This window comes from Arthrobacter sp. 135MFCol5.1 (genome assembly GCF_000374865.1).
Taxonomy (GTDB): Bacteria; Actinomycetota; Actinomycetes; order Actinomycetales; family Micrococcaceae; genus Arthrobacter.
Map to the genome: position 1 here is coordinate 113,271 of NZ_KB895453.1, position 22,963 is coordinate 136,233.

Sequence of the window (22,963 nt, forward strand, 5' to 3'; positions counted from 1 at the left end):
TTCTCATATAGAACACATGCGGAGATCATCATCCACAACGAAGTGAGGCATCCCGTGCAGTTCCACCACCACGGATACGTATCCGGCGACCCCCGCGTCCAACCGGCGGCCGGCGTCGGCCTGAACCGCCCCGAGGACCTCCCCGAGGAAGTGGACGTTCTCATCGTGGGCACCGGTCCGGCGGGAATGCTCGCCGCCGCGCAGCTGTCCATGTTCCCCAACGTGAGCACCCGCATCATCGAACGCCGCCCCGGCAGGCTCGCCATCGGCCAGGCGGACGGAATCCAGGCCCGCAGCGTGGAGACCTTCCAGGCGTTCGGGTTCGCGGAGCGCATCATCGCCGAGGCCTACCGGATCACCGAAATGGCCTTCTGGAAGCCGGACCCCGCCAACCACGCCAACATCATCCGCACCGCCCGCGCCGTGGATGACGAAATGGGCATCAGCGAGTTCCCACACCTGATCGTGAACCAGGCGCGCGTGCTGGACTACTTCGCCGAGTACATGGCCAACGCACCCACCCGGATGAAGCCCGACTACGGTTACGACTTCCAAGGACTGGAGGTCACCGGCGAGGGTGACTACCCGGTCACCGTGCGGCTGGTCCACACCTCCGGCCCCAAGGAGGGACAGGAGCGGGTAGTCCGCGCCAAATACGTCGTGGGCGCCGACGGCGCCCGCAGCAAGGTCCGCCAGGCGATCGGCTGCACGCTCGCCGGGGACCAGGCCAACCACGCCTGGGGCGTCATGGACACCCTCGCCGTCACCGACTTCCCGGACATCCGGACCAAATGCGCCATCCAGGGCGCCGAGGGCAGCATCTTGCTCATTCCGCGCGAAGGAGGCCACCTCTTCCGCATGTACGTGGACCTGGGGGAAGTAGACCCGAACAGCCAGCACTCCATCCGCAACACCACCATCGAGGAGATCATCGCCAAGGCGAACGCCATCCTGCACCCGTACACGCTGGACGTGCGGAACGTTGCGTGGCACAGCGTGTACGAGGTGGGGCACCGCCTCACGGACCGGTTCGACGACGTCCTGCCGGCCGACCGCGGCACGCGAACCCCGCGGGTCTTCATCACCGGCGACGCCTGCCACACCCACAGCGCCAAGGCCGGCCAGGGCATGAACGTTTCCATGCAGGACGGCTTCAACATCGCCTGGAAGCTGGGGCACGTCCTCGAGGGCCGCAGCCCGGAAAGCCTGCTCTCCACCTACTCGGAGGAGCGCCAGGTGGTGGCAAAGAACCTCATCGACTTCGACAAGGAATGGTCCACCATGATGGCCAAGAAGCCGGAGGAGTTCGAGCACCCCTCCGACCTTGAGGACTTCTACGTCCAGACCGCCGAGTTCCCGGCCGGGTTCATGACCCAGTACGCGCCGTCGCTGATTGTTGGCGGCACCGACCACCAAGACCTGGCCACGGGCTTCCCCGTGGGCAAGCGTTTCAAGTCCGCACCGGTGGTCCGCGTGGGGGACACGAACCCCATCCACCTGGGCCACCACGCCACAGCGGACGGACGGTGGCGGATCTACGTTTTCGCCGATCCCGCGCTGCCCGGCACCGGTTCCGCCACGGACTTGCTCGCCGATTGGTTCGCGAACTCGCCGGAGTCCCCGCTGGCCGCCACGCCCTCCGGCGCCGACCTGGATGCGTGGTTCGACCTGAAGGTCATCTACCAGCAGCCGCACACCGCCGTCGACATCAATGCCGTGCCCGCCGTGTTCAAGCCCCTGGTGGGCCCCTTCAAGCTGACCGATTACGAGAAGGTGTACGCCACGGACCCCAAGGCGGACATCTTCGACGCGCGCGGCATCGACCGTGCCGGCGCCGTGGTGGTGGTCCGCCCCGACCAGTACGTGGCCAACGTCCTGCCGCTCACCGCAACGGCGGAGCTGGGTGCGTTCTTCGGGCCCTTGCTAAACCGCCCGGCACCCGCGCAGGTACCGCGTCAGGCGGTGGCTGCCGCAGCCCGGTAGTCCGCGGCCGGGTAGACGCCGAGGATCCGAACCTCGGTGGTGAAGAAGTCCAGTTCCTCGAGGGCCAGCTTCAGCGGCAGGTCCTCGGGGTGGCCTTCCACGTCGGCCATGAACATGGTGGCCGCGAATTCGTTGCCCACCATGTAGCTCTCGAGCCGTGTCATGTTGACGCCGTTGGTGGCGAAGCCGCCCAGCGCCTTGTACAGCGCGGAGGGGACGTTGCGGACGCGGAACACGAAGCTGGTCACCGCCGGTCCGGGCAGCTCGTCCTTGGCCGGAAGCGCAGTTTCCCGGGCCAGGACCACGAAGCGGGTGGTGTTGGAAGGGTCGTCCTCCACGCGCGAGGCCAGCACCTCAAGGCCGTAGATCTGCGCCGCCAGCGGGGGAGCCAAGGAGAGCTTGCGGGGATCGTTCCACTCGGCAACTTCCCGGGCGGACCCGGCGGTGTCGCCGGCGATGACGGGCTTGAGGCCGTGCTCGCGGATCAGCTTCCGGCACTGGCCCAGGGCGTGGATGTGGCTGTGGACTTCCGTAGCCGCTTCGATGGTGCTGCCGGGGATGCCCAGCAGGTCGAAGTGGATGGGCAGGAAGTATTCGCCCACGATCTGCAGGTTGGACTGCGGCAGCAGGATGTGGATGTCCGCCACACGGCCGGCGATGGAGTTCTCGATCGGGATCATGGCCAGGTCGGCCTCGCCGGTGGTCACCAGTTCGAACGCGTCCTCGAAACTGGCGCACGGCACGCTTTCGACGTCGGGAAACATCTGTTGACACGCGATATTGGAGTTGGCGCCGGGCTCACCCTGGTACGCAATCTTGGAGGCCATGATCCGTATGGTTTCACGCCCCGGCGCCAGCTCCCAATTACTGCGGCGTAACGCGCAGCCAGAGGTATTGCCGGGGGAGGAGCGTGACGCCGTCGTGCAGGTGCAGGGCGGCTTCGGAGAGGAGGTCGACGGCGGCAGGGGAGAATCCGCCGAAGGTTTCCCCGGGCAGCGCCTGGGGTGAGTCGCTGAAGTTGGCGAGCGCCAGGACCGTGCTGCCGCCGTCCGGACCGCCTGGGCGCTGGTAGCCGAGCACCGAGCGGTTGTTCGTGCGGAAATCGACCAGCGTGGTTCCGGCAAATTCCGGGGTGCCGGCGCGGACCTCGACCATCCGCCTGAGGCCCGCGTAGATTGCCCCTTCCGGTGTGGCGGGGTCGAGGCGGCGGGCGTATTGTTCCGCCGGGAAGTGCGGGCGGTGCACCCAGCGGCTGTCTTCGCCATGGCCCGGTTCGGAGGCGTAGGAGTAGTCGTTGAGCTGCCCCACCTCGTCGCCCAGGTACAGCAGCGGCACGCCGCCGGTGCTGAACGGCACCGAGTGGGCCAGGAGGATCCGTTCCACCGCCTCGGCCGGGTCAACCTCCATCCCGCACAGGGACGCCGTCGTGCCGGAAATCCTGCAGTCACCCGTCTTGGGGTTGTCCTGGAACGGGACGCCGCGGGCGAAGCTGCCCGGGAACCGGTTGACGTAGAAGGAGTTCAGGAAGCGGCGGTGGTCGAAGCCGTTGATGCCCAGTTCGGCGGCGTCCTCGTCGGCGAAGGTCCAGCCGATGTCGTCATGGCTGCGGACATAGTTCACCCAGGCGGTGCCGTCCGGGATGTTGTGCCTGCGCTCCAACGCCTGGGACAGGAGGGACACGTCCCTGGTGGCCAGGGACTCCCAGATCAGGGCCATCTGCAGCGGGTTGTAGGACAGCTGGCACTCTGCGGGGTCGATGTACAGCGCCACCTCGTCCGGGTGCACGATCGCCTCGGACTTGAACAGCAGCGAAGGCGCCGCCAGCCGGCACACCGCGTTGAAGGCCCGCAGCAGCGTGTGCGCCTGGGGCAGGTTCTCGCACGGGGTGCCCAGCTGCTTCCAGATGAAAGCCACGGCGTCCATGCGCAGGATGTCCACGCCCTGGTTGGCCAGGAACAACATCTCGCCCGCCATGGCCCGGAAGACCTCGGGATTGGAGTAGTTCAGGTCCCACTGGTACGTGTGGAAGGTGGCCCAGACCCAGCGGCCGTCATCCATCCGGATAAAGGACCCCGGGTGGTTCTCGGGGAAGATCTCGCGGACGTTCGCCTCGAAGGCGTCAGGCATGGTCCGGTCGGGGAAGATCCAGTAGTAGTCGCTGAACTCCGGGTCCCCCGTGGCAGCTTTGCGCGCCCACTCGTGTTCGTCCGAGGTGTGGTTGAAGATGAAGTCCAGCACCAGGCTGATCCCGTTGGCCTTCAGTTCGGCCGCGAGGCCGCGCAGTTGCTCCATGGTGCCCAGCTTCGGGTTGACCTGGCGGTAGCTGGACACGGCATAGCCGCCGTCCGAGTGGGGTTCGGGCGCCAGGAAAAGGGGCATGAGGTGCAGGTAGGTGAGGCCCAGCTCCTTGAAATACGGGATGCGGGCGCGGACCCCTTCCAGGCTTTCCGCATAGCGGTCCACGTAGCACACTCCGCCCAGCATGCGGTTGGACTGGAACCAGTCCGGCTCTTGTTCGCGGCCTGCATCCAGGGCCTTCAGTTCCGGGGAGCGCTCCTGCCACGACCGGGCACTCTGGACCACCAGGGCGGCCAGCTGGTTTAGCCAGTCCCGGCGTGCACCGTAGAGGGAGTGGAACAGGCTGCGGAGGGTGGGGAAGTGTTCATCGAGCCGCCGGTCAAAGTCCGGGTCCGGACGCAGTCCAAGCTCCCGTTCCCGTGCCACCGCGGACAGCACATGCCGGCGCGCTTCTTCGTCCTCGTTGACGTATTCCTGCATGTGACCGGCCCTTTCCGCAACTCCGCCGGACATCCCGGCCGCGCACCTGTACGGAAGTATTCCACGTCACACGGGGTGGTGCTGCCGTGACGTGGATGGCGGGCGGGCCGACGCTTAAAGCACGCTGCGGATGGCCTGCTCGAAACTGGTCACGTGCTCAAGGGCCAGCTTGCCCGCCCGGTCCGAGTCGCCGTCGGCCACTGCCTCCAGCAGTTCCACGTGTTCGGCGATGTGCTCCGCCACTGACGGCACCTTTTCCAGCACCATGCACCAAATGCGGGTAGCCAGGTTGTCGTACCGGATCAGCACGTCCTCGAGGTGGGTGTTGGCGGCCGCGCGGTAGATCAAGCGGTGCACCTTGATGTCATAGCGCATGAGGTCATAGGGGTCCTCGGCGCCGCCCATGGTGGCGATGGCGGCGGCGGTGTCGCGGATTTCCTTGCGCAGGGCAGGGGTTGCCAGCTTGGCGGCCCGCCGGGCTGCCAGGGGTTCCAATGACTCGCGGAGCTCGGAGACGTCCGCGAGTTCGGTGATGTCGACGACGGTGGCGAACGTTCCGCGGCGGGGGTACGAGACCACCAGGTGGTCGCCTTCCAGGCGTTTGAGCGCTTCGCGTACCGGTGTGCGGCCGATCCCGAGTTCCGCGGCCAGCTTGCCGTCGTTGATGGCCTCACCCGGCCGGATATCGAGCATGATGAGCCGGTCCCGAAGGTGCCGGTAGGCCTGCTCGGCGAGCGAGAGATCGCCTTCGCCGGCCAGCTGGTTCTCTGTCATTACGCTCATTGCGAGCTCTCCCAAGGTAGCTATTGACTGCCGCGTGATCTACAACATACTATTACGTCAGTTCTAATATATCAGTTACAGATCAGTTATGGATCAGTAACTCCGAAGGGCTTTGAAGGAGAACAATGCAGGACGTACTGAACGCCTCGCTCGCCACGGTGGACGCCGATGTCGCCGCCGCCGTCGCGCAGGAACTGCGCCGCCAGCAGTCCACCCTGGAAATGATCGCGTCGGAGAACTTTGCTCCGGCCTCCGTGATGGAAGCCCAGGGCTCGGTATTGACCAACAAGTACGCCGAGGGCTCCCCGGGCAAGCGCTACTACGGCGGCTGCGAACACGTGGACGTCATCGAACAGCTCGCCATTGACCGCGTCAAAGCCCTGTTCGGCGCCGAATTCGCCAACGTCCAGCCGCACTCCGGCGCGCAGGCCAACGCCGCCGCCATGTTCGCCCTGCTCAACCCGGGAGACACCATCCTGGGCCTGTCCCTGGCCCACGGCGGCCACCTCACCCACGGCATGAAGATCAACTTCTCCGGCAAGCTCTACAACGTGGTGCCGTACCACGTCCGCGAATCGGACCTCCGCATTGATATGGCCGAGGTGGAAGCGCTGGCCCTGGAACACAAGCCCAGGCTGATCGTGGCCGGCTGGTCCGCCTACTCCCGCCAGTTGGACTTTGCCGAATTCCGCCGCATCGCAGACCTCGTGGGCGCGTACCTGATGGTGGACATGGCCCACTTCGCCGGCCTCGTGGCCGCAGGCCTGCACCCAAACCCCGTCCCCTACGCCGACGTGGTCACCACCACCACGCACAAGACCCTTGGCGGCCCCCGCGGCGGCGTCATCCTGGCCAAGGAGGAATACGCCAAGAAGATCAACAGCGCCGTGTTCCCCGGCCAGCAGGGCGGCCCCCTGGAGCACGTCGTCGCCGCCAAAGCCGTGGCCTTCAAGCTCGCCGCCGCCCCCGAATTCAAGGAACGCCAGGAACGCGTCCTGCAGGGCGCCAAGCTCCTGGCTGAACGGCTCCTCCAGCCGGACGTCCAGGCCGCGGGCATCTCCGTGGTCAACGGCGGCACCGACGTCCACCTGGTCCTGGTGGATCTCCGCCACTCCGAACTGGACGGCCAGCAGGGTGAAGACGCCCTCCACACGATCGGCATCACCGTCAACCGCAACGCCGTCCCGTTCGATCCCCGCCCGCCGATGGTTTCTTCCGGCCTCCGGATCGGTACCCCGGCACTGGCCGCCCGCGGCTTCGGCGCCGCCGAGTTCACCGAGGTGGCCGACATCATCGCCGCCGCGCTGATCGCGGCTGCCGCTTCTGGCACAAACGGCACGGGCACCCTGCCCGGGGACACGGCCGTCGAACTCCGCGAACGCGTGACGGCCCTTGCCAACGCCTTCCCCCTCTACCCGCACCTCACCGCCGATGCCGGCCTGGCCGACGCTGAAGCAGACCTGATTGGAGCCGCCCAGTGAGCACCCAGCACCTTCCGGAGCACCCCGACTTCCTCTGGCGGAACCCGGAACCCAAGTCCTCCTACGACGCCGTGATCGTGGGCGGCGGCGGGCACGGCCTGGCCACCGCCTACTTCCTGGCCAAGAACCACGGGATGACCAACATCGCCGTCCTGGAAAAGGGCTGGCTGGCCGGCGGCAACATGGCCCGCAATACCACCATCATCCGCTCCAACTACCTCTGGGATGAGAGTGCGGCCATCTACGAGCACGCCCTCAAGCTCTGGGAGATCCTGCCCGAGGAACTCGAGTACGACTTCCTGTTCAGCCAGCGCGGCGTGATGAACCTGGCCCACACCCTGGGCGACGTCCGCGAAAGCATCCGCCGCGTGGGCGCCAACAAGCTCAACGGCGTGGACGCCGAATGGCTGGATCCGCAGCAGGTCAAGGAACTCTGCCCCATCCTGAACATCCGCGACAACATCCGCTACCCCGTCATGGGCGCCACCTACCAGCCGCGCGCCGGCATCGCCAAGCACGACCATGTGGCCTGGGCCTTCGCCCGCAAGTGCGACGAAATGGGCGTGGACATCATCCAGAACTGCGAAGTCACCGGCTTCCTCAAGGACGGCGACCGGGTGGTGGGCGTCAAGACCAACCGTGGCACCATCAACACCGAAAAGGTGGGCCTCTGCGCCGCCGGCCACAGCTCGGTCCTGGCGGAGATGGCCGGCTTCCAGCTGCCCATCCAGTCCCACCCGCTGCAGGCGCTGGTATCGGAACTGCACGAACCGGTCCACCCCACGGTGGTCATGTCCAACCACGTCCACGTCTACGTCTCCCAGGCCCACAAGGGCGAACTGGTCATGGGCGCCGGCGTCGACTCCTACAACGGCTACGGCCAGCGCGGCTCCTTCCACGTGATCGAGCAGCAGATGGCGGCCGCCGTGGAGCTCTTCCCGATCTTTGCCCGGGCCCATGTGCTCCGGACCTGGGGCGGCATCGTGGACACCACCCTGGACGCTTCCCCGATCGTGGGCCTGACCCCGGTGGAGAACATGTTTGTGAACTGCGGCTGGGGGACCGGCGGGTTCAAGGGAACCCCCGCCGCCGGCATGACCTTCGCGCACACCATCGCCACCGGCACCCCGCACCGGCTGAACAAGCCGTTCTCGCTGGAACGCTTCGAAACCGGCGCGCTCATCGACGAACACGGCGCCGCCGCCGTGGCCCACTAGCCGCTGCCACCAGAAAAGGACTTACGCACATGCTGCTGATCCCATGCCCCAACTGCGGCCCGCGGGACGAAACCGAATTCCACTACGGGGGACAGGCCCACGTGCCCTACCCGGAGAACCCGAACGAGCTGACCGACACCGAATGGTCCCGCTACCTCTTCTACCGGGAGAACCCGAAAGGCATCTTCGCCGAACGCTGGGTCCACAGCACGGGCTGCCGCCAATGGTTCAACATGCTCCGCGACACCGTCAGCTACGACATCCAGGCGGTCTACCCGATGGGTACGCGCCGGCCGGACCTTGCCGCTGATCCGGCCGTCGAGGCAGGCACCGCCAGTACAGCCGCCGACAGCACCACCACCGGTACCGCGGCACCCAGCCTCTCAGCAACCAGCCTTGCCGCCAGCCCTACCCGCACCGCCCCGGAAGGAGCCACCAAGTGACCTCGCAGAACGCCCGCCTGGCAACCGGCGGCCGCATCGACCGCACCATCTCCTGGCGCTTCATCGTGGACGGCGAGGAATTCACCGGGCACCCCGGCGACACGCTGGCCTCGGCCCTGCTCGCCAACGGCCGCATCGCCGCCGGCAATTCGCTCTATGAGGACCGGCCCCGCGGCATCATGTCCGCCGGAGTGGAAGAGGCCAACGCCCTGGTCCGCATCGAGGCCCGCTTCCCCGGCCACGTCGCCGAATCCATGCTGCCTGCCACCACCGTTTCCCTGGTGGACGGGCTCCAGGCCACCCGGCTCAACGGCCTGGGCAAGCTCGACCCGGAAGATGACCGCGCCGAGTACGACAAGAAGTACGTCCACACCGACATCCTGGTCATCGGCGGCGGCCCCGCCGGACTTGCCGCAGCCCGCGAGGCCGTCCGCAGCGGCGCCCGCGTCATGCTCCTGGATGACCAGCCCGAACTGGGCGGCTCCCTGCTCTCCGGTTCCACCGCGCCCGGCCTGGCCGAGACCATCGAGGGCAAGCCCGCCCTGGAGTGGGTGGCGGACGTTGAAGCCGAGCTGGTGTCCGGCGCCGAATCCACCGTCCTGAACCGCACCACCGCATTCGGCGCCTACGACGCCAACTACGTGATCGCCGTCCAGAACCGCACCGACCACCTCTCCAGCCCCGCCGCCCCCGGGGTGTCCCGGCAGCGGATTTGGCACATCCGTGCCAATCAGGTGGTCCTGGCCCCCGGCGCCCACGAACGCCCCCTGGTGTTCGAGAACAACGACCGCCCGGGAATCATGCTGGCATCGGCCGTGCGCACCTACCTCAACCGGTACGGCGTGGCCGCCGGAAAGCGCGTGGTCATCGGCACCACCAACGACAGTGCCTACGCCGCCGCAGCCGATCTCGCCGCCGCGGGGGTCAAGGTTGCCGCAGTCGTGGACGCCCGCCCCGCGCTGACCGCCGTGGCAACTGCCGCCGTCGAATCCGGAATCCGGGTGCTGATCGGCAGCGCGGTGGCCAACACTTCCTCCTCCGGAGAAGGCGCAGCCGACGGCCGGTTGGACGGCGTCACCGTCCGCAGCATCAACGACGACGGCGAGCTCACCTCCGGCGTCGAGCAGATCGCCTGCGACCTGCTGGCTGTGTCCGGCGGCTGGAGCCCGCTGGTCCACCTGCACTCCCAGCGCCAGGGCAAGCTGCGCTGGGACGACGGACTGGCAGCCTTCGTCCCCAGCACCGAAGTGCCCAACCAGCAGACCATCGGCTCCGGCCGCGGCTCCTTCGCCACCGCCGACTGCCTTGCCGAGGGCGTCTCCGCCGGCGCGCGGGCCGCCATCGCAGCGGGCTTCGAATCCGCCGTCGAACCGTCCACGTTCGGTGAGCCCAAGGCCGCAGCGCCCACCCGCCAGCTCTGGCTGGTGCCGGGCGAGAACGGCAGCCCCGACGACTGGCACCACCACTTCGTGGACTTCCAGCGCGACCAGTCCGTGGCTGATGTGCTGCGCTCCACCGGGGCCGGCATGCGTTCCGTCGAGCACATCAAGCGGTACACCTCCATCAGCACCGCCAACGACCAGGGCAAGACCTCCGGCGTCAACGCCATCGGCGTGATCGCCGCGGCCCTCCGCACGGCAGGCGAGGCCTCCCGCGGCATCGGCGACATCGGAACCACCACCTACCGTGCACCGTTCACCCCGGTGGCCTTCGCGGCACTGGCCGGACGCCAGCGCGGCGAACTCTTCGACCCCGCCCGCATCACCTCCATCCACCCCTGGCATGTGGCCAAGGGTGCGCTCTTCGAGGACGTCGGGCAGTGGAAGCGCCCCTGGTACTACCCGCAGGACGGGGAGGACATGGACGCCGCAGTGCTGCGCGAATGTGCCGCTGTCCGCGAGTCCGTGGGCTTCATGGACGCCACCACGCTGGGCAAGATCGAGATCCGCGGCAAGGATGCGGGGGAGTTCCTGAACCGGGTCTACACCAACGCGTTCAAGAAACTCGCCCCGGGCTCGGCCCGCTACGGCGTGATGTGCACGCCGGACGGAATGATTTTCGACGACGGCGTGACCCTCCGCGTGGACGACGACACCTACTTCATGACCACCACCACCGGCGGCGCCGCGAAGGTCCTGGACTGGCTGGAAGAGTGGCTGCAGACAGAGTGGCCGGAACTGGACGTCAAGTGCACCTCGGTGACGGAACAGTGGAGCACCATCGCCGTCGTCGGCCCCAAGTCCCGTGAAGTCATCGCCAGGGTCGCACCCGAACTGGCTGCCAACGGCGGCCTGGACGCCGAGGCGTTCCCGTTCATGACCTTCCGCGAAACCACCCTGGCCTCCGGCGTCCGCGCCCGGATCTGCCGGATCTCGTTCTCCGGCGAACTGGCCTACGAGATCAACATCCCGGCCTGGTACGGGCTGAACACCTGGGAAGCCGTGGCCGCCGCCGGAGCCGAGTTCAACATCACCCCGTACGGCACCGAAACCATGCACGTGCTGCGCGCCGAAAAGGGCTACCCGATCGTCGGCCAAGACACCGACGGAACCGTCACCCCGCAGGACGCCGGCATGGAGTGGATCGTTTCCAAGGCCAAGGACTTCATTGGCAAGCGGTCGTACTCCCGCGCCGATTCCAGCCGCGAGGACCGCAAGCACCTGGTCAGCGTCCTTCCCGTCGACGGAACGCTCCGGCTGCCCGAAGGCACCCAGCTGGTGGAAAAGGGACGCTCCACCAACCCGGCCTACGGGCCGGTTCCGATGGAAGGCTTCGTCACCTCCAGCTACCACAGCGCAGCGCTGGGCAGGTCCTTCGGCCTGGCCCTGATCAAGAACGGCCGCAACCGCATCGGCGAAACACTGGTGGCCGCCGCCGGCGACCAGCTGGTGGACGTGGTTGTTGCGGAAACAGTGCTTTTTGACCCAGAAGGGACCCGTAAAGATGGCTGAAACAGCAGCATCCCCCACCCAGAGCTCCGCAGAGCAGAACCTCTCGGCACGCGTCAGCCCGGCACGCCAGCTGGCGGAAGCCTTCACCGCAGGCTCCCTGGCCGGCACCGTAGAACTGTCCGAGCTCCCCTTCCTGACCATGGTGGGGCTGCGGGCAGACGCCGGCTCGGAAACGGCGCAGCGGCTGGCCGCCGCCACCGGCGGACTGCCCGCCGCCTCCGGTGCTGTGGCAACCACCGGGGACACCTCTGTCCTGTGGCTGGGGCCCTCCGAGTTCCTGGTGGTGGCACCCACCGAGGCACACGAATCCCTTGGTGGGGACCTGATCCCGGCCCTCCGCGAAGCGCTGGGCAACGACGCAGGCCAGGTGGTGGACCTGTCCGCCAACCGCACCACGTTCGAACTGGTGGGCCCCCGGGTCCGCGCCGTCCTGGAAAAAGGCTGCTCGCTGGACCTGCACCCCCGGGTGTTCAAGACCGGTACCGCCTTCTCCACCGAAATCGCGAACATCCCAGCGATCCTCTGGAAGACCGGGGAGGACTCCTTCCGGATCTTCCCCCGGGCATCGTTCGCCGAGTTCCTGGGCCGGTGGCTCCTGGACGCCATGCGGGAGTACGCCTCACCCGAGGTGCCCTGATGGCGCTCAGCGTCCTTGACCTGTTCTCCGTTGGCATCGGGCCCTCGTCCTCACACACCGTGGGCCCGATGCGGGCTGCCAAGCTCTTCGCCGACGGCCTGAAGGGCGACGGCCAGTTGGCCTCCACCGTGCGGGTCCAGTCGGAACTGTTCGGTTCCCTGGGCGCCACGGGCCGCGGCCACGGCTCCGACAAGGCGGTGGTCCTGGGCCTGCAGGGCCTGGAGCCCGAGACCGTGAACACGTTCACCGCTGACGACCAAGTGGCAGCAGCGGCCTTGAACGCCGAGCTGCACATCGCCGGCAGCCACCGGGTGGACTTCAACTGGGAAGAGGACGTGGTGCTGCACCGCCGCAAGTCCCTTCCCGCGCACCCTAACGGCATGACCTTCCGCGCCCTCGACCACACCGGCGCCGTGCTCAGCGAACGCAGCTACTACTCCATTGGCGGCGGCTTCGTGGTGGACGGCGACGCCGAAGGGGCCGACAAGGTGGTGGCGGACGACACCGTCCTGCCTTACCCGTTCGCCACGGCGGACGAGCTCCTGCAGATCTGCAGCCGCGAGGGCATGTCCATTTCCGATGTCATGCTGGCCAACGAACTCACGTGGCACAGCGAGGCAGAACTCCGGGAGAAGCTGCTCGGGCTCTGGGCCGTGATGCGCGAATGCGTGGAGAACGGCTGCAACGCCGAGGGCATCCTGCCGGGCGGCCTGAAGGTACCCCGGCGCGCACCGGCGCTGTTCCGCACCCTGACGGCGTCCGCTGCGGCATCGGCGGAGGCCTCCGCCCAGGCGGCGGCAGCAACGCCGTCGCCCGTCCAGGCACCGGCGGACCCGCTGCTGGCCATGGAATGGGTCAACCTGTTCGCACTCGCCGTGAACGAGGAGAACGCCGCCGGCGGGCGGATCGTCACGGCTCCCACCAACGGCGCGGCCGGGATCGTGCCGGCCGTCCTGCACTATTACGTGAAATTTGTTCCGGGAGCAGACGACGACGGCGTGGTCCGCTTCCTGCTGGCGGCGGCCGCCGTCGGAATCCTTTTCAAGACAAATGCGTCCATCTCCGGCGCCGAAGTGGGCTGCCAGGGTGAGGTGGGCTCCGCCTGCTCCATGGCCGCGGCCGGGCTCTGCGAAGTGCTCGGCGGGACACCGGCGCAGGTGGAAAACGCCGCGGAGGTGGGGATCGAGCACAACTTGGGCTTGACCTGCGATCCCGTGGGCGGCCTGGTGCAGATCCCCTGCATCGAGCGGAACGCGATCGCCAGCGTAAACGCGATCAACGCAGCCCGGCTGGCCCTGCATGGGGATGGCAGCCACAAGGTCTCGCTGGACAAGGCCATCAAGACCATGCGCGACACCGGAGCCGACATGAAAACCAAGTACAAGGAAACCTCCCGAGGAGGCCTCGCCGTGAATGTGATCGAGTGCTGAGCCATGACTGTTACTGAGACCCGGATGCCCGCCCCGAAGGCGCCCACCACCGTGGAGCACGTCCTGACCCTCGACTGCGCCGAGGGGCCCGGCATCGTGCACGCCGTCTCCGGCTTCCTGCTGGAACACGGCTGCGACATCATCGACAACAAGCAGTTCGGTGAGCGCTCCGAAGGCCACTTCTTCATGCGGGTGCACTTCGTTTCCGAGGGCGACGATTCCACCGTGGAAGTCCTGCGGGACTCGTTTGCCCCGGTCGCGGACAAATTCGGCATGCGGTGGCAGCTGGAACGCCAGGGCTCCAAGCGCAAGGTTCTGATCATGGTGTCCAAGTTCGGACACTGCCTCAACGACCTGCTGTTCCGTGCCCGGATCGGCGAACTTCCCGTTGACGTGGTGGCCGTGGTGTCCAACCACCGTGACCACCAGGCGTTGGTCGAGTGGCACGGCATCCCGTTCCGCCACATCCCGGTCACGGCTGACACCAAGCCCGAGGCCGAGGCGCAGCTGATGGACCTGGTTGACGGGCTGGAGGTGGAACTGGTGGTGCTGGCCCGGTACATGCAGGTGCTCAGCGACGACCTGACCCGCAAGCTGGACGGCCGGGCCATCAACATCCACCACTCATTCCTGCCCAGCTTCAAGGGCGCCAAGCCGTACCACCAGGCCTACGCGCGTGGCGTCAAGACCGTGGGCGCCACAGCCCACTACGTCAACGCTGAACTGGACGAAGGACCCATCATCGCCCAGCAGGTGGTGGAGGTGGACCACACCTACGGGCCAGAGGACCTGGTGGCCGCCGGCCGCGACACCGAATGCAAGGCCCTCTCCAACGCGGTGAAATGGCACTGCGAGGGCAGGGTCCTGCTGCAGGGCAACCGCACCGTGGTGCTGCGGTAACCCCAGATAACTGAATTACGACGGCGTGGCCGGCTTCCTTCCAGGGGAGGCCGGCCGCGCTTTATTGTGCCCGGCTGATTCTCCCCATGTTTGGGCTCGCCCGACGGCGTGTCCCCGCCACACGCCGCCGGCTGCGAGTGATGCGGGCGGAAAGGTGGGGAAATTCAGCGGCGGGAGGATGCCCGGACCGGCGCTGCGCGGACCGACAACAACTGATCGCTGGTGGACAAAGCGGAAATCCCTGCCGCTGCCAAGCTGGATTCCACAGCAATTTTCCCGAGCTCATGACCGTTAAGAAGGATCCAATGAGTATTTCGAATTCCGAGACCCGGACCGCTGACGCTCCGGCCAAGGAGCATTCCACCGCCCTCCGCGCCGGCAGCATCGGCGTGCTCGGCATCCTGTTCTTCGTCCTGTCCGCCCAGGCGCCCCTGACGGGGATCGTGGGCGCGGCGCCGCTGGCGGCGGCCCTGGGCAACGGCGCCGGTGCCCCCGGCGCGTACCTGATCGTGGGCATAGTCATCGTGGTTTTCGCCGTCGGCTTCGTTGCCATGAGCCGCAAGATCCAAGCGAACGGCGCCTTCTACGCCTACGTGACGGCAGCCTTTGGCAGGCGGACCGGAGCCGGGGCGGCCTGGCTGGCCCTGCTGGCCTACAGCACCGTTCAGGCCGCCATGTACGGGCTGTACGGTGCGGCCTTCTCCGGGCTCCTGGCCTCGACCGGCCTGGACATTCCCTGGTGGCTGCTGGCCCTGGCCACCATGGCGGGAGTCCAGGTACTGGGCTCCCTCAACATCGAAATCGGCGCCCGCGTCCTGGCAGTGCTGGTGGGCCTGGAGGTGGCCATCCTGCTGATGTTCGGCTTCACCGTACTGTTCCACGGCGGCGGCCCGGAAGGCATCAGCGTTGCGGCGTCCTTTTCCCCCGAAGCGATAGGCGCAGGTGCCCCCGGCGTTGCCATCATGTTCGCGGTGGCGTCCATGTTCGGCTTCGAGTCCACCGCCATCTACTCCGCCGAGGCCAAGGACCCGCACCGCACCGTCGCCAGGGCTACTTACCTCTCGGTAGGGGTGATCTCGGTGTTCTTCGCCTTCATCTCCTGGATGCTGGTGAGCTACTACGGGCCCTCAAGCGTCATGGACGCCGCGGGCGCCGCCCTCGAGTCGGGGGATGCGACGTCCTTCGTGCTGGGTCCGCTGAAGGAACTGTTCGGCCCCTGGGCGGGCATCGTGGCCGGCATCCTGCTGGTCACCTCGTTGCTCGCCGGCATCATCGCCTTCCACAACGGCATCAACCGCTACCTCCACTCCCTGGCCCTGCGCGGTTCCATGCCCGCCGTCCTTGCCCGGACCAACCGGCACCGGGCTCCTGCCGTTGCCGCCTGGGTCCAGTCCGCCACCGCCGTCGTCCTGGTGGTGCCGTTCGCCATCCTGGCGATGGACCCTGTGCTGACCCTGTTCTCATGGTTCAGCGGCCTTGCTGTGGCAGCTCTCCTGGTGCTGTACATGCTCTGCTCAGCCGCCGTCGTCGCGTTCTTCCGACGGGAACATGCCGGCGCCGGGCTGTGGCAGACCCGGATTGCCCCGGCCCTGGCGGCAGTCCTGCTGGCATGGGTCCTCTACCTGGTGGTCAGCAATTTCACCGCCCTCATTGGCGGCAATGCCGAGACGGCCACGGCCCTGCTCGCAACGGTCCCGGCGGTCTTCCTGTCCGGGGTGCTGGTGGAATGGGTCATCGAGCGGCGCCACCATTCAGCTTCCCCGGGCCACGTGCTTACCTAGCTGGCGCGGGATCTCCGGCACTGGCCCGGCGTGGAACCTTTGGTTCGCGCCGGGCCAGTGCGCGTGCCGCGACGATCAGGATGGCCCCGATCAGCGCGCCACCCCACGCTGCGGCCGGAGAAGCGGGCCAGAGCCCTGCCAGGCCAAGGAGCGCCGGAATTGTGGCCGACGCCGGAGCAGCCAGCACCAAGGCCCAGCCCGTGAAACGTTCAAGCCGCACCGCGCCCAGGGCCAGGCAGGCGAACAGCAGGGCCCACAGCGCGGACCAGCACACCCACAGCACCGCGAGCAGCGGATCCGCGCCCAGCCAAGCGGTGGCCAGCAGCATGCCGCAGAACGCCACCAACCCGCAAAACCAGCCAAGGCCGCGTGACCCGAGCCCCAGCAACACGTCCAGCCCCGAGTACAGATAGGTCGCTCCGAACAGGAACATGCCGGCGGCCGTGAGGAGCGGCGCCGGAGCGTCCCCGGCGGCAGAGACATAGACGACGGCGAGCACCAGTTGGGTGCCGCCCACCAGCAGGTTGAGGGCCGCGGCGTCGCGGCGGGGAACGTGCCCGAGGGTCGCCAGCCCGTTGGCCAGCAGCGCGGCACCGGAGAGCAGGAGGCAAATGAAAGGCATCAGCGGCCCTCTTCCCGGAAAACTAACGCGAGGCGGAACTTCTTTGTCACCTGACGGACGTTAGCGGAAGCGGAGGGGCGGTGCCCAACGGGCCCTGGTCGTAATTGGTGGGGACGGCCGGGTGCGGCCTAGGCGCTTTTGCGCCACTCGCTGGGTGAGACGCCGAAGGCGTCGCGGAAGGTGCGGCTGAAGTGGGCTGCGTCCAGGAAACCCCAGCGGCCCGCAATCGTGCCGACGGACTGCCCCGCGTTCAGCGGGTCGCGGAGTTCGCGGCGGGCGCCCTCAAGCCGTTGGGTCCGGATCCAGCTGGCCACCGTGGTCCCGGACTCGTGAAAGACGTTATGCAGGTGCCTGGTGGAGATGAAATGTGCTGCTGCAATGCTCGCCGGGGACAACAGCGGGTCCGAGAGGTGCGCCTCGATGTACTCGCGGACCGAGACGGCCAGCAGCGCCTGCGGCTTCATCCGGTCCGGCTTAATATCCATTTCGGCATGCAGCATGGTGGACACCAGGTCCAGGGCATTCGTTGCCAGCCGGGACCCGCTGGGGCCGTTCAGGACGTCCAGGTTTTCCGACAACTGGCGGATGAACTGACCCACGAGTCCGCTCAGGCCTCCGCTGCCCATCCGCACTGCCGCCAACTGTCCCACATAGTCGGTGGGCAGGGACACGGCGTCGCAGGGGAACATCAGCACCATGATGCGGGTCGTGTCCTCGAAGGCGAGGGTGTACGGCCGGTTGGTGTCGTAAATGGCCAGGTCCCCGGGCTGGAGCACGGCTTCGCGGTTGTCCTGGATCAGCAGCCCGGTGCCCTCCAGTTGCAGGTTGAGCTTGAAATAGCGTTCGTGGGCCTGCGCGATCAGGGCGGGGGTGCGGTGCACTTCGTGCGAGGTGGCGGTCACTTCAACAACGGACATCCGGTCCAGCACCCGGGAGCGCATCCGGCCCTGGAACCCGTCCACGTCAGCTGTCTGTGCGGTGAGGGGCACGAAGGACTCTGCCACCAGGTGCTTCCAGTGGTCGAAGGACGCCGCAACGCTCGCAGTAACGTGCTGGCGTTCGGGCCGGGTAACTTTTCCGGCTGTAGCTGTTGCTGGCATGGATGTTCCTTGCTACAGATGGCCACCTGATGTCCCCCCGGGCTGTGTCCTGCGACACAGTACGTTCAGGCTAGCGCGGGCCGAATCTTTTTTCAACGGTTGGCGAAAAAAGAATCGCTCGGCTGCCTGTCAGGCGTTTCCAAGCTTCCCGTGGCATGATCCGCGCATGAACGCCGTCGCCGCTTCGCAGGACCGCCACCGCAACTTCAATTCCCCCGCGCATCATTCCCGGCTGCGGATGGTGGTGATGCTCGCTGTTGGCGTGGTGGTGGCACTTGGCGTGGGTGCGCTGGGGCACTGGACCTACGCGCCCGCCCTCGGCTGGGCGGCCGCCTCGGCCACGTACCTGGTCTGGGTCTGGAGTGTGATCCGGCACCTGGGGCCCGGCGCAACCGCCGCCCATGCCCGCCGGGAGGATCCGGGCCGGGTCTTTTCGGACACGATGGTCCTCAGTGCCACGGTGGCCAGCTTTGCCGGAGTGGCCCTGATCCTGCTGGATGCCTCCAGCTCGCAGGGCATGAGCAAGGATGCCACGGTGGCCATGGCCCTGGGCAGCATTGCCCTGTCGTGGTTCCTGGTCCACACCCTGTTCACGCTCCGCTACGCGGCCATCTACTACCGCGACGGGACCGGCGTCGATTTCAATGAGGAAACCCAGCCCCGCTATGCGGACTTCGCGTACCTGGCGTTCACCGTTGGCATGACCTTCCAGGTATCGGATACGGACCTGAAGACCAACGCCATCCGCTCCACGGTCCTCCGGCAAGCCCTGCTGTCCTACCTGCTGGGGGCCATCGTCCTGGCCACCACCATCAACCTGGTGTCCGGCCTCATCCACTAAACGCCCGCGTGAGCGGGTTGGCTCCCTTAACGCCAATGGGTGCAGCTCCTGCGGGAGCTGCACCCATTGTGGGAGGCGTCAATTAATCCTTCTTGAAGGCATCCTTGACTTTTTCGCCGGCCTGCTTGAGGTCGGCTTTTGCCTGGTCGCCCTGGCCCTCAGCCTTCAGGCTCTCATCGCCCGTGGCGCTGCCGGCAGCTTCCTTGCCCTTGCCGCCAAGCTTCTCTGCAGCGTTGCCGATCTTGTCGTCCAAACCCATGGAGATGCTCCTAACAATTCGTGCTCGCTCCGGTCTGCACCAGAACCTGACCAGTCAATAGTAAGCATACTTTCGAGTTTAGGGCTCATTTGCCGCCTGGAATTTTGCCAAGCAGGGCGAGGTAGCCTTCCAGCTGCGCGGCGTGGCCGAACTCCACTTGGCCCTCCGGCGCAAGGGCGGCCTCGACCTGGGCTCCCAGCAGCATGTTCAGCAGCTGGCCGGCAAGGACGGAGTCGGCGACGCCGGCGTTGACGTCCCCGCTGTTCCGTGCCTCTCCGAGGTAGCGGCGGATGGCGGCCAGCCACTCGGCCATGGATTCGCGGTGGATGTCAGCCTTCCGTGGATCGCTGACTGCCTTCTGCCAGAACGGGATGACCACGCGCGCTTCATTGATGCGCTCTTCATCGAGGGGGAGGACCTCCAGGCAAAAGGACCGCAGCGCCTCCAATCCGGCCTTGCCTGCCGTCACCTGGGCGATGCGTTGATTGGTCCGGTTGAACACATGGCTGAAGGCGAACTCAAGCAGCGTGTCCTTCGTGGGGAAGTATGGCTTCAGGGCGCCGTTGGCGAAGCCGGCCTCCATGGCAATCTCGCGCATGGTGGCACTTTCAAGCCCCTGCCGGGCGATGATCCGCCACGTGGCATCCACGAGTTCCAGGCGGCGCTCGTCATGGTCAACAATCTTCGGCACAGCGGCCACTCCCTGGAAATTTCTTTGCCCAACCTCTTGTGAGCCATGTTACGGACGTTTATTCTCTACAACTATAGAAAATAAACCCAATGGCCGGCGACGGCCCGGACGAAGGTTTACTCCATGACGCTTGCACCCACCGACACTGCATCAGCCTCTGCGTCGGCCTACCGGCTGGCCACGGCGCAGGAAATCCTGGACGTGCGCTCCATCCTGCAGTCGGAAGGCCACCTCGGCCCGCAGCACAGGATCGCCTACCTGGGCCAGCTGGATCCTTCGCGCGGCACCGATCCAGCGCCGGCCGACCGACGCTTCCGCGTCTTCATCCACGATGTCTCAGGCGCTGCGCCGCGCGATGTCGTGGTCTCCACCACCCGGCACGAGGTGCTCTCCGCCGTCGAACTGGACACCGCGGTGACCGGCGAGCTTCCGGTCCTCGAGGAGGAGTTCGAGGTGGTGGAGGCGCTGCTGGCCACGGACGAACGGTGGCTCAAAGCGCTCGCGGACCGCGGGCTGGATGTCGGGAAGGTCCGGGTGGCCCCGCTGTCCGCCGGGGTCTTCGAATACGCCGAAGAGAAGGGCCGCCGGATCCTCCGCGGGCTGGCATTCGTGCAGGAGTTCCCGGAGGACAGTGCTTGGGCGCACCCCGTTGACGGCCTGGTGGCCTATGTGGATGTGGTCAGCAAGGAGGTCACCCAGGTGGTCGACCTCGGCGTGATGCCCGTCCCGGCCGAGCACGGCAACTACACCGACCCGGAGTTGACCGGCCCGCTGCGGACCACCCAAAAGCCCATCAGCATCACCCAGCCCGAGGGCCCCAGCTTCACTGTCGCCGGCGGAAACCACGTGGAGTGGGAAAAGTGGAGCGTGGACGTTGGCTTCGATGTCCGCGAAGGGGTTGTCCTGCACAATCTCGCCTTCCGGGACGGCGGCCGGAAGCGGCCCATCATCAACCGGGCGTCCATTGCCGAGATGGTGGTTCCCTACGGCGACCCGTCGCCGGTCCGGTCATGGCAGAACTACTTCGACACCGGCGAATACCTGGTGGGCCAGTACGCCAACTCCCTGGAACTGGGCTGCGACTGCCTCGGCGAGATCACCTACCTCAGCCCCGTCATCTCCGACGCGTTCGGCAACCCGCGCGAAATCCGCAACGGCATCTGCATGCACGAGGAAGACTGGGGCATCCTCGCCAAGCACTCGGACCTCTGGAGCGGCGTCACCTACACCCGCCGCAACCGCCGCCTGGTGATCTCCTTCTTCACCACTATCGGCAACTACGACTACGGCTTCTACTGGTACCTCTACCTGGACGGCACCATCGAGTTCGAAGCCAAGGCCACCGGCGTCGTTTTCACGTCCGCGTTCCCGGCGGGCGGCTCGGACAACATCTCCCAGCTGGCCCCGGGCCTGGGCGCCCCGTTCCACCAGCACCTCTTCAGCGCCCGGCTGGACATGGCGATCGACGGCTTCACCAACCGGGTGGAGGAGGAAGACGTGGTCCGGCAGGCCATGGGGCCGGGCAACGAGCGCGGCAACGCCTTCTCCCGCAAGCGCACCGTGCTGGCGCGGGAATCCGAGGCCGTCCGCGAGGCCGACGCCCGCGCCGGCCGCACCTGGATCATTTCCAATCCCGAATCCCGCAACCGGCTGGGTGAGCCCGTGGGCTACAAGCTCCACCCGCACAACCAGCCCACGCTCCTGGCCGATCCGGACTCCTCGATCGCCCGCCGCGCAGCCTTCGCCACCAAGGATCTCTGGGTCACCCGCCACGCAGACGGGGAACGCTACCCGACGGGCGACTTCGTCAACCAGCACGCCGGCGGCGCGGGCCTGCCCGCCTACGTGGCGCAGGACCGCGACATCGACGGCCAGGACATCGTGGTCTGGCATACCTTCGGCCTCACCCACTTCCCCCGGGTGGAGGACTGGCCCATCATGCCCGTGGACACCGTGGGCTTCAAGCTCCGGCCGGAAGGTTTCTTCGACCGCAGTCCGGTGCTGGATGTCCCGGCCAACCCGAACCGGCAAGCCGCGTCCTGCCACACCGAGGGCGGCAGCGGTGGCTGCCACTAGCGCCGCCCCTGCCCCGGCGCCGGCAGCAGGCTGGGCAGCAGCAGGAAGGACGACGGCGGCGGCCCGGGCCCGTGCCGGCGGTCCGGTGGTCCACCCTCGGCTCGCGGCCGTGGTCACCGCCGTTTCCTGCGCCATGCACGTCTGGCTGGCCGCCACAGGCACCCACGGTGCCTGGCTTAGCGCCCTCATGCTGGCCCTTGCCGCGGTCTGCGTGCCCTGTGCCGTCCATATCTGGCGGCACGGCGGGGTGGCCGCACTCCACCGGGTCACCGCGGCCGCCGTGGCCATGGCCGCCGTCCATGCGGGCCTCCTGCTGGGAGCCGGCGGTGCCGGCCACGCGCACGGCGCAGTGCCGTCGTCGTCCGCTGGTGCTGAGTCCGGCGGCAGCGCCCGGCTGCTGCTGGTCATTGGCCTGGAACTGGCCACCGCCCTGGTGGCCGCCGCGTTGGTGGCGAGGCTGCGCCGGCGGTAGGCGGCGCAGAAACGCCAGGCCGCGTGCCGCGAAAGGTGGCGGCGCGCGGCCTGGCGCTTGTCCGGTTGTCAGGCGGGCTTGGCGTACTCGGCCGCGCTCATGACTTCATAACCAACGAACGTCTCGTCGTTTTCCACCCAGGCGTCGTGGCCGGCCGGAATGGAGTAGGCGTCCCCCGCGTGGATGGTGGTGCGGGTGCCGTCGTCCAGCTGGACGGTCAGGGTCCCGGCGGTGCAGAAGCCAAGGTGGTTGTTTTGGCAGCTGTCCGTGTGGACCACGGTTTTGACCGTTTCGGACCAGCGCCAGCCGGGCTCGAAGGTAAGCCGGCCCAGGGTGGCGCCGCCAATGTTGACTACGTCCACCTGGGTCTTGGGCGGACGGCGCTTTTCGTCGGCGTCGTTGAAGGACTTGGTTTCAAGGTCCTTGACCGTTATTGCAGGCATTTCTGGCTCCTCGAAAGGGAGTGGTTATGAAATTCGCCCACGGGCGCTGAGCCGCTCAGGGAATGACGGTCCGGC

The 22,963-nt window shown here is 67.2% G+C and carries 20 protein-coding genes; 12 read left to right on the forward strand and 8 right to left on the reverse strand.

All coding sequences use genetic code 11. From position 1 onward, the window contains the following. Window positions 1-54: 54 nt before the first annotated feature. Window positions 55-1,983 carry an FAD-binding monooxygenase gene (locus tag C563_RS0104115; RefSeq protein ID WP_018760766.1) on the forward strand — a complete coding sequence of 643 codons (1,929 nt, stop codon included), beginning with the start codon at window positions 55-57 and terminating at the stop codon, window positions 1,981-1,983. Here C563_RS0104115 and C563_RS0104120 read toward each other — a convergent pair. From C563_RS0104120 to C563_RS0104130, 3 genes are all read right to left on the reverse strand, one after another. After that, entirely contained in the window at window positions 1,956-2,810 is an 855-nt protein-coding gene (locus C563_RS0104120; protein ID WP_018760767.1) for a prephenate dehydratase, read from the reverse strand. The genes C563_RS0104115 and C563_RS0104120 overlap by 28 nt on opposite strands. Before the next feature lie 37 nt (window positions 2,811-2,847). Then, on the reverse strand, window positions 2,848-4,761 hold the full coding sequence (locus tag C563_RS0104125) for an amylosucrase (RefSeq protein ID WP_026264356.1): 1,914 nt from the start codon (window positions 4,759-4,761) through the stop codon (window positions 2,848-2,850). Between the two features lie 114 nt (window positions 4,762-4,875). Then, window positions 4,876-5,535, reverse strand: coding sequence for a GntR family transcriptional regulator (locus C563_RS0104130; RefSeq protein ID WP_018760769.1), 660 nt, complete (start codon window positions 5,533-5,535; stop codon window positions 4,876-4,878). Between the two features lie 134 nt (window positions 5,536-5,669). On the opposite strand from C563_RS0104130, the gene glyA reads away from it, so the two are divergent. From glyA to C563_RS0104170, 8 genes are all read left to right on the forward strand, one after another. Further along, window positions 5,670-7,025 carry a serine hydroxymethyltransferase gene (gene glyA / locus C563_RS0104135; RefSeq protein ID WP_018760770.1) on the forward strand — a complete coding sequence of 452 codons (1,356 nt, stop codon included), beginning with the start codon at window positions 5,670-5,672 and terminating at the stop codon, window positions 7,023-7,025. Continuing rightward, on the forward strand, window positions 7,022-8,242 hold the full coding sequence (locus tag C563_RS0104140; RefSeq protein ID WP_018760771.1) for a sarcosine oxidase subunit beta family protein: 1,221 nt from the start codon (window positions 7,022-7,024) through the stop codon (window positions 8,240-8,242). Before glyA ends, C563_RS0104140 begins: the two co-directional genes overlap by 4 nt. A gap of 29 nt (window positions 8,243-8,271) precedes the next feature. After that, window positions 8,272-8,685 (forward strand): sarcosine oxidase subunit delta, encoded by a 414-nt coding sequence (locus tag C563_RS0104145; protein WP_018760772.1) that lies wholly within the window; start codon window positions 8,272-8,274, stop codon window positions 8,683-8,685. Then, on the forward strand, window positions 8,682-11,636 hold the full coding sequence (locus C563_RS0104150) for a sarcosine oxidase subunit alpha family protein (protein ID WP_018760773.1): 2,955 nt from the start codon (window positions 8,682-8,684) through the stop codon (window positions 11,634-11,636). Before C563_RS0104145 ends, C563_RS0104150 begins: the two co-directional genes overlap by 4 nt. Continuing rightward, complete coding sequence (locus C563_RS0104155; protein WP_018760774.1) at window positions 11,629-12,273, forward strand: sarcosine oxidase subunit gamma; 645 nt, start codon at window positions 11,629-11,631, stop codon at window positions 12,271-12,273. Before C563_RS0104150 ends, C563_RS0104155 begins: the two co-directional genes overlap by 8 nt. Further along, the gene (locus C563_RS0104160) at window positions 12,273-13,703 is read left to right on the forward strand and encodes an L-serine ammonia-lyase (protein ID WP_018760775.1); all 1,431 of its coding nucleotides are present in this window, start codon (window positions 12,273-12,275) and stop codon (window positions 13,701-13,703) included. The genes C563_RS0104155 and C563_RS0104160 overlap by 1 nt, the downstream gene beginning before the upstream one ends. A 3-nt stretch (window positions 13,704-13,706) precedes the next feature. Further along, window positions 13,707-14,603: a formyltetrahydrofolate deformylase gene (gene purU, locus C563_RS0104165; RefSeq protein WP_051083405.1), complete on the forward strand. Its 897-nt coding sequence runs from the start codon at window positions 13,707-13,709 to the stop codon at window positions 14,601-14,603. Between the two features lie 305 nt (window positions 14,604-14,908). Continuing rightward, window positions 14,909-16,384 carry an APC family permease gene (locus C563_RS0104170; RefSeq protein ID WP_018760777.1) on the forward strand — a complete coding sequence of 492 codons (1,476 nt, stop codon included), beginning with the start codon at window positions 14,909-14,911 and terminating at the stop codon, window positions 16,382-16,384. Here C563_RS0104170 and C563_RS0104175 read toward each other — a convergent pair. Together C563_RS0104175 and C563_RS0104180 are read right to left on the reverse strand one after the other, a co-directional pair. Next, complete coding sequence (locus tag C563_RS0104175; protein ID WP_018760778.1) at window positions 16,377-17,006, reverse strand: AmiS/UreI family transporter; 630 nt, start codon at window positions 17,004-17,006, stop codon at window positions 16,377-16,379. The two genes, C563_RS0104170 and C563_RS0104175, sit on opposite strands and share 8 nt — an antisense overlap. 128 nt (window positions 17,007-17,134) lie before the next feature. After that, window positions 17,135-18,106 (reverse strand): helix-turn-helix domain-containing protein, encoded by a 972-nt coding sequence (locus C563_RS0104180; protein WP_018760779.1) that lies wholly within the window; start codon window positions 18,104-18,106, stop codon window positions 17,135-17,137. Window positions 18,107-18,272: 166 nt separating this feature from the next. Here C563_RS0104180 and C563_RS0104185 point away from each other — a divergent pair, with 166 nt between their 5' ends. Then, entirely contained in the window at window positions 18,273-18,947 is a 675-nt protein-coding gene (locus tag C563_RS0104185; RefSeq protein ID WP_018760780.1) for a DUF1345 domain-containing protein, read from the forward strand. Between the two features lie 82 nt (window positions 18,948-19,029). On the opposite strand, the gene C563_RS20860 is transcribed toward C563_RS0104185, so the two are convergent. Together C563_RS20860 and C563_RS0104195 are read right to left on the reverse strand one after the other, a co-directional pair. Beyond that, complete coding sequence (locus C563_RS20860) at window positions 19,030-19,206, reverse strand: CsbD family protein (protein WP_018760781.1); 177 nt, start codon at window positions 19,204-19,206, stop codon at window positions 19,030-19,032. Window positions 19,207-19,291: 85 nt separating this feature from the next. After that, on the reverse strand, window positions 19,292-19,897 hold the full coding sequence (locus C563_RS0104195; protein WP_026264358.1) for a TetR/AcrR family transcriptional regulator: 606 nt from the start codon (window positions 19,895-19,897) through the stop codon (window positions 19,292-19,294). Between the two features lie 123 nt (window positions 19,898-20,020). Between C563_RS0104195 and C563_RS0104200 the strand changes: the two genes are divergently transcribed. Both C563_RS0104200 and C563_RS0104205 read left to right on the forward strand, forming a co-directional pair. Next, window positions 20,021-21,973 (forward strand): primary-amine oxidase, encoded by a 1,953-nt coding sequence (locus C563_RS0104200; protein WP_018760783.1) that lies wholly within the window; start codon window positions 20,021-20,023, stop codon window positions 21,971-21,973. After that, complete coding sequence (locus C563_RS0104205) at window positions 21,960-22,445, forward strand: hypothetical protein (RefSeq protein ID WP_231369838.1); 486 nt, start codon at window positions 21,960-21,962, stop codon at window positions 22,443-22,445. The genes C563_RS0104200 and C563_RS0104205 overlap by 14 nt, the downstream gene beginning before the upstream one ends. Window positions 22,446-22,513: 68 nt before the next feature. On the opposite strand, the gene C563_RS0104210 is transcribed toward C563_RS0104205, so the two are convergent. Further along, the gene (locus C563_RS0104210; protein WP_018760785.1) at window positions 22,514-22,888 is read right to left on the reverse strand and encodes a cupin domain-containing protein; all 375 of its coding nucleotides are present in this window, start codon (window positions 22,886-22,888) and stop codon (window positions 22,514-22,516) included. Window positions 22,889-22,963 lie beyond the last annotated feature (75 nt).